At 63.4% G+C, this 5,345-nt stretch carries 6 protein-coding genes; 5 read left to right on the top strand and 1 reads right to left on the bottom strand.

Annotation, left to right across the window (positions count from 1 at the left end):
- Both HP499_RS20255 and HP499_RS20260 read left to right on the top strand, forming a co-directional pair.
- A partial coding sequence (locus HP499_RS20255) for a magnesium chelatase domain-containing protein (RefSeq protein ID WP_305849753.1) occupies nt 1-578 on the top strand: 578 nt, incomplete at its 5' end.
- Between the two features lie 54 nt (nt 579-632).
- A complete protein-coding gene (locus HP499_RS20260) occupies nt 633-1,256 on the top strand; it encodes a Pr6Pr family membrane protein (RefSeq protein WP_172325934.1) in 624 nt (207 codons plus the stop codon).
- Here the strand turns inward: HP499_RS20260 and HP499_RS20265 are convergent.
- A complete protein-coding gene (locus HP499_RS20265) occupies nt 1,253-1,975 on the bottom strand; it encodes a TetR family transcriptional regulator (RefSeq protein WP_172325935.1) in 723 nt (240 codons plus the stop codon). The genes HP499_RS20260 and HP499_RS20265 overlap by 4 nt on opposite strands.
- 228 nt (nt 1,976-2,203) lie before the next feature.
- Between HP499_RS20265 and HP499_RS20270 the strand changes: the two genes are divergently transcribed.
- The 3 genes from HP499_RS20270 to HP499_RS20280 are packed head-to-tail and all read left to right on the top strand — an operon-like array spanning nt 2,204 to nt 5,318.
- Complete coding sequence (locus HP499_RS20270) at nt 2,204-3,745, top strand: amino acid permease (RefSeq protein ID WP_172325936.1); 1,542 nt, start codon at nt 2,204-2,206, stop codon at nt 3,743-3,745.
- Between the two features lie 44 nt (nt 3,746-3,789).
- Nucleotides 3,790-4,668 carry an urea amidolyase associated protein UAAP1 gene (locus HP499_RS20275; protein WP_172325937.1) on the top strand — a complete coding sequence of 293 codons (879 nt, stop codon included), beginning with the start codon at nt 3,790-3,792 and terminating at the stop codon, nt 4,666-4,668.
- Nucleotides 4,665-5,318: an urea amidolyase associated protein UAAP2 gene (locus HP499_RS20280; RefSeq protein WP_026541666.1), complete on the top strand. Its 654-nt coding sequence runs from the start codon at nt 4,665-4,667 to the stop codon at nt 5,316-5,318. Before HP499_RS20275 ends, HP499_RS20280 begins: the two co-directional genes overlap by 4 nt.
- Nucleotides 5,319-5,345 lie beyond the last annotated feature (27 nt).

Here is a 5,345-nt window from a genome sequence, read left to right on the forward strand (position 1 = left end):
GCTTTGACCTTAACGAGACCGGCATTGAGGGACTGGCTGATCCGAGCGGCTTGTTCGTCTCACGGACCCGGGAGCCCGTTTCGGGTACCTGCATCACGGTGACCATGGAGGGCCGTCGGCCGCTCCTTGCCGAGGTTCAATCACTCCTGGCCGAGAGCGCCAATTCCCAGCCGCGGCGGGCCACCAGCGGATTGGAGAGTTCCCGCGTGGCCATGCTGCTGGCAGTGCTGCAGCAGCGTGCCGGGTGCATGCTGCACAAGGACGATTCCTATGTGGCAACGGTGGGCGGCGTGAAGCTGACCGAACCGGCAACAGACCTGGCCGTTGCCTTGGCCGTTGCTTCGGCCAAGTCCCGGAAGGCTCTCCCTCAGCGTTTGATTGCCTTCGGCGAGGTGGGCCTGGCCGGTGAGGTCCGTCCTGTTCCCGGGATCAACCAGCGCATCCAGGAAGCACACCGGCTCGGCTTCACCCACGCCATAGTTCCGGCCAGCCCTGCAGGTGCGGGCGTTATCCCGGACGGCTTCTCCGTTAGGGAGGTCGGACATCTTGCCGAGGCCCTCGAATTGCTGATCACGTAGCTGTCTCGGGGTGTCGGGGCTGTTCGCGGCGCGGGGTCGGCAAGGATGGGAAACATGACCAAACGGAATGTGCTTATCGGGGGACGGTTTTTCTTTGGTCTTCTGACCTTGGTGGCGGTGGGAACGCAGCTGACAGTTCACCTGGGCATGGGCTATGACCTCTGGAACTTCTTCAGCTACTTCACCAACCTGTCCAATATCTTCGCAGCGTTGGTGCTCCTCATCAGCGGCTACCGGGTGCTGATCCGGAAGAGGCCCAGCGAAATTGATGACGTCACTCGGGGAACCGCCACCATCGCCATGGCCGTGGTTGGTCTGGTGTTCGGCGCTTTGCTCGCCGGTGAGGACCTCGGTTCCCTGCTTCCCTGGGTCAACTTTGTGGTCCACTACCTGATCCCCGTGGTGATGGTGGCTGACTGGCTCTTCCAACCGCCGCGGGCAACCCTGCAGCTCAAGCACGTTTGGTACTGGCTGCTCTACCCCATCGGCTACCTGGTCTACAGCCTGGTCCGGGGCGCCTTCGTCAACTGGTACCCGTACTGGTTCATTGACCCGGCCCGTGCAGGCGGTTGGGGTGGCGTGGTGGTGTTTGCCCTCGCTATCTCCGTTGGCTTCCTGGTGGTAAGCCTGGCGATGCTGTGGCTCGGGAACAAACTCAAGCGGCAGGTGGATTACTAGGCGCTCTTCGCTGCGAGCGCCGAATCAGAGGCTTGTCCACGACTATTGACCTCTCCATACCGGCTGATGAGTTCGTCGCTGGCAGCCCTCACCGCCTGGAGTTTCTCCCTCAGTCCGGCAAGGATCATCACCGTGTCGGCCGTAGTGGACGCCGAGTCCTTGGAGATCAGCCCGTCCGCGCGGAGGTTGATCAGCGACTCCACCAGCCTGAACGCGGTATCACCGAGGCCGGCGTCCGCTTGGGAAACGGCCGCCAATTCCCGCCCCAACTCCCCGTAGATGGTCCGGAGTTCCGTCCGTGCTGCCATGAAGGGCTGGAAGATTTCCGCCCTGGCCTCCGGCAGGTGGTAGAGGACCCCGAGGTTCCAGCGGGAAGTGCAGAGCTGCGAACCGTCGAAGAGGACCACTGCGTGCAACTGTGCCGCAAAAGCATCCGGGCCGGCGTCGTCGGAATGATCCCGCATAGCGCGGGCGAAAGCCAAGCTGGTGGATACCGTCCCGCCGAGTAGCTCCCCGAGGATCTCGTCCTTGGTGGAGAAGTGGTGATAGAGGGATGACTGCCGGATTCCCACCGCGTCAGCAATAGCCCGGGTGGACGTATTAGCGAACCCCTGACTTGTGAAGAGCTCCGCCGCCGCGTCCAGGATTTCGTCGCGGGCAGTGGCGCCCGGGCGTATCGCTTGCTGTTTGCGGGGGCGTCCCGGTCCGGTTGTAGTCACGCTTTCATTCTTGCATCGCAGCATCCTCAAAAAGGCCGTTCCGGGAGCCGCGCAGAGACGGTGAGAATTCCTTTACATTCCCGAAACGAGCGGTAACCAAGGCTTTACATTGCCGAAACGCCGTGGGGACACCGCGCTGGAAAACTATCAAGTGACCGATATTCCGGAAGGGCAGTCAAACCTTCTCCGGGCTGGTCCCACATCCCGTTCCAGACACGGAGAAACCCGATGACTTCCACCCTTTCGACGACGGCCAACCGCACCGACGACGCAGACCTGACAGCCCTTGGCTACCAGCCCACGTTGCACCGCAAGCTGGGCCGTTACGCATCGTTTGCCGCAGGTTTTTCGTTCGTCTCCATCCTCACCACCATCTTCCAGCTCTTCGCCTTCGGCTATTCCTTCGCCGGACCGGCCTTCTTCTGGACCTGGCCGGTTGTGCTGGTCGGCCAGCTTCTGGTGGCCCTGAACTTCGCCGAACTCGCCGCCCGTTACCCGCTGTCCGGCGCCGTCTACCAGTGGTCGCGCCGCATGGGCGGTGAGGTGGTGGGCTGGTTTGCCGGCTGGTTCATGTCGATCGCCCAGGTCATTACAGCTGCGGCGGCGGCAATCGCCCTCCAGGTTGTGCTTCCGCAGTTGTGGGAGGGCTTCCAACTGGTGGGCGGAGACCCCGCGTTGACGTCCCCGACGGGCGCAGCCAACGCCGTCATCCTCGGCGCCATCCTCCTGGTACTCACCACTGTGATCAATTGCCTCGGCGTGAAGCTGATGTCCCATGTGAACTCCATTGGCGTCACCTGCGAGATTGTGGGCGTTGCCGCGGTGATCCTGGCCCTGTTCTCAGCCGCGCAGCGCGGCCCGGAAGTAGTAGCTGACGTCAGTGTGGTTACTACCTCGGACCTCGGCGCCGTGGGTGCCTTCCTCGTCTCCGGTTTGATGGCCGCCTACGTGATGGTGGGCTTCAACTCCGCCGGCGAACTGTCTGAGGAAACCAAGAACCCCCGCAAGACCGCACCGCGCACCATCCTCTCCGCGCTCATCATCTCCGGCATTGGGGGCGGACTCATGATTATCGCTGCACTCATGGCAGCGCCAAGTCTCGACGACGGCAGGCTCGCCACCGAGGGACTCCCCTACGTCCTGACGGCTGTGTTGGGCACGTTCTGGGGCAAGGTGCTCTTGGTGGACGTTGCGATTGCCATCTTTGTCTGCACCCTGGCCATCCAGACGGCAGGCTCACGGCTGGTGTTCTCCATGGCCCGCGACGGCAAACTCCCGGCCTCGGCCAGCCTCGCAAAGGTCCACGCCAAGCGCGGAACTCCCATGTGGCCCTCCATCGCGATTGGAGCCTTGGCTGTGGGAATCCTGGCCATCAACATCGGCAACTCCGCGCTCTTCACCACCCTCTGCAGTGTGTGCATCGTGATGGTGTACCTGGCGTACCTGATGGTCACGGTCCCGCAGCTGCTCAGCCGTTTCCGGGGCGACTGGGACCGTGTGGGCCAGACCATGCCGGCAGGACTCTTCTCCTTGGGCCGTTGGGGACTGCCCGTCAACATCCTGGCCGTGCTCTACGGCGCCCTGATGGTCATCAACCTTTCCTGGCCACGCCCCGAGGTGTACGACCCCTCCGGCGAACACGGGATCCTGCTCTTCTCCGCTCCCATCATGGTGAGCGCCGTCCTGGTCCTGGGTATATGGGTGCGGCGGAATATCCGGATCCGCGAAAACAAGGCCGCAATGGCCACGGAATCTGCCACCGCCGCCTGACCCGCACCACCACACCACGCTGCTCAAGTAAAGAAATGATTGCCATGACACAGACTCTCGAAAGCACTCCCGGCACCGCCACAACAGCCGGCGCCAAACTGCACGCCCGTGCCCAGCATGGGCGCACGGCCGAGACCATGATCCACGTCCCGCCCACGTCGGCACCGGCGCGTCTCACCGAGGACCTCCCCGGGGAGGCAGCAGGCGCGCTGACCTGGGCCGAAACGCTGGCCTTCGGCCGCTACACGCACCTGGAACTGGCGCGCGGGACGCGCATCAGGATCACAGACCTCGACGGCGATGCTTGCGTTCACGCTGTCATCATCCGCAGCGGGGCCCGGCACGAGAGGCTCAATGTTGCCGACACCGTCAAGGTCCCCTGGCAGGCGTACATCACCACAGGGCACCCCTTGTTATCCGACGCCGGCCGTCTGATGGCAACCGTGGTGGCTGATTCTTCCGGCAAGCATGATGCCCTGACCGGCACCACGCACCTGACGGGCAACACCGCCAAGTACGGTGCCGGATCAGCCCATAGTGCATCACCGGCAGGCCGCGAACTCCTCACCCTTGGCGGCATGAAGCACGGGGTCAGCCAAAGGCAACTGCCGCCGTCGATCTCGTTCTTCAAGGGCATCACCGTAGACCCTGATGGCCGCATCCAGTTCGTTGGCAGCGCCGGTGACGGTACCGCCGTCGAACTTCTCCTCCACATGGATGCGGTGCTGGTCCTGGCCAATACCGCCCACCCGCTGGACCCGCGTGCGAAGTTCACCGGCAGCGCTGTGGACATCGTTGCCTGGCAGGCTCCACAGGACCTTGAGGCGGTCAGGGACGGAACCCTGGGGGTCGACCTTGGCCCGGAGGGGCGACTTGCCCTCCACAACACAGAAGCCGACTACAACGCGAGGACTTCCGCATGAACGCCGTGGCAACAGCCCCTGCTTTGATCCCTGGAACAGTAATTCTGGACGAACTGGTGGAAGCCCGCGGCCCATGGTCCGCCGTGGTGGCGGCCGGCGATGTCCTCACGATCGTGGACCTCGACGGCAACCAGGCCGTGGACTGCATCCTCTACGCCGCCAAGGACACCAGTACGCGGTACTCCGCTGCTGTGACCATCGCAACCCAGGGTTCGATCTTCCTGACCACCGGCTCCGTACTCCGTGCAGACAGCGGCCAGGAACTCATGACGGTGGTGGCCGATGAAGTCGGTATCCACGACACCATCGGCGGTGCCTGCTCGCAGGAATCCAACACCCTCCGCTACGGCCAGCACACCCATGAACAGCACGCCTGCGTTGAGAACTTCCTCATTGAAGGCGCCAAGTGGGACCTCGGCAAGAAGGACCTGGTGTCCAACATCAACTGGTTCATGAACGTGCCGGTGGACCCTGACGGTGCACTCGGCATTGTGGACGGGCTGTCCGCGCCCGGCAAGCGCGTAGCTCTGCGCGCCGAGGTGGACACGCTGGTGCTGGTGTCCAACTGCCCCCAAATCAACAACCCCTGCAACGGCTTCAACCCCACGCCGGTGCGCATGATCGTCACACGTCCGGAGGCCCGCGCATGAGCCGTTTCGATACCCTTCTTATTGCCA

It is taken from the genome of Paenarthrobacter sp. CM16 (assembly GCF_013179505.1).
Classification (GTDB): domain Bacteria; phylum Actinomycetota; class Actinomycetes; order Actinomycetales; family Micrococcaceae; genus Arthrobacter.